The organism is Streptosporangium sp. NPDC048047, assembly GCF_040653115.1.
GTDB lineage: Bacteria > Actinomycetota > Actinomycetes > Streptosporangiales > Streptosporangiaceae > Streptosporangium.
Genome location: NZ_JBEZNH010000144.1, coordinates 1 through 1,239, shown reverse-complemented (window position 1 = coordinate 1,239; position 1,239 = coordinate 1). Strand labels below are relative to the sequence as shown.

General features: G+C 69.5%; 1 protein-coding gene. It reads left to right on the top strand.

The window, feature by feature from the left end; all coding sequences use genetic code 11:
* The first annotated feature begins 282 nt into the window (after positions 1-282).
* Positions 283-1,062, top strand: coding sequence for a GNAT family N-acetyltransferase (locus AB0D67_RS39130; RefSeq protein WP_362947516.1), 780 nt, complete (start codon positions 283-285; stop codon positions 1,060-1,062).
* Positions 1,063-1,239: the final 177 nt, after the last annotated feature.

Sequence of the window (1,239 nt, the reverse complement as noted above, 5' to 3'; positions counted from 1 at the left end):
TCCTCGCCGCCTTCCTTCGCAGCACGCGCTCCTTCTGGCCGCTCACGATCCCGTCCTGAAGAGCGGAGGGAACAGGAAGCCGGATGGCTCATGGCCTCGCCTGGGAGAACAGGAGGGAGCGTCCCCCTGCAGGGGGAGCGGTGAACAGAAACCAGGAGAACAACAAGGAGGGGACGTACAGAGCCGCGGGAGAAAGAGGACAGGGCGAGGGGGGAGCGGACTGACCGGTCGGGTCGGTATTGGATCTGAGCCCGGCGTCGACGGGCCTTTATGGTTGCGGGCATGAGCAGTGTGCTGACGGATGTCGCTTCCGAGGGGCGCATGAGCCCCCTTCTCCTGGCCAACCGGAACGCCGCCGCCCTCTGGACGGCGCTCGCGCAGGTCCGGGGGAACGAAGTGGTTCAGCGGCCCGGCTTCGTCGGCGTGAAGGGGAGCGAACGGGGCGGGACACGGATCCTGCTGCTCGGCCCGGACCCGGACGAGGACGATCTCGCCGCGCTGGCGGAGCTGGTCCGGGACCGGCGCGACGGCAAGGTGGTCGTCGAGGACCAGTTCGGTACGGTCGACCTGGGAGATCTCGGCCTGACCTCGCGGCGGCTACCCGTCATGATCCGCGACGCCGCTCCGCCGGGGAGCGCCGGCGGTGCCTCCTCCAGCCCACCCGCCGTGGAGATCGTCAGGGCGGATTCGGAGAGCCTGCTGGAGACCGTGGAACGGGTCGTGGTCCACGGATTCCCGCTGGAGGGCTTTCTGCCCTGGCGTCCGGGTGAGGTTTTCCCCCGGACCATGCTGGAGCGGCAGGACGTCGAGTTCTTCCTCGTCACCAGGGACGGCGTGCCCGCCGGCGCCTGCATGGTGGTCCTCGACGGCACGGTCGGCGGCGTCTACTGGGTCACCACCCTGCCCGAGCACCGGTCCCGCGGAATCGGCCGGATGCTCATGCATGCCGTACTGGAGCGCTTGTCCGGCCTCCCCGTCACCCTGACCGCGGCCACCGCCGGCAAGCCGCTCTACGACTCCCTGGGCTTCGACGTGATCACCCAGGCCACCTGGTGGTCCTGACACCGGGACCTTGTCGACCTCCCTCCCGCCGTCCCCGCTTTTCCGGAGACCAGCGGCTCGACGCCTCACCCTCTCCTCGCTCTCCGGGTCGGGAAGGCCGTGAATGACCGGTCCTCCCTCTTCGGAGCGGAGTCGTGGACGACGGGGAAGAGCGAATGATCCGGAAGGGGGCGGGGG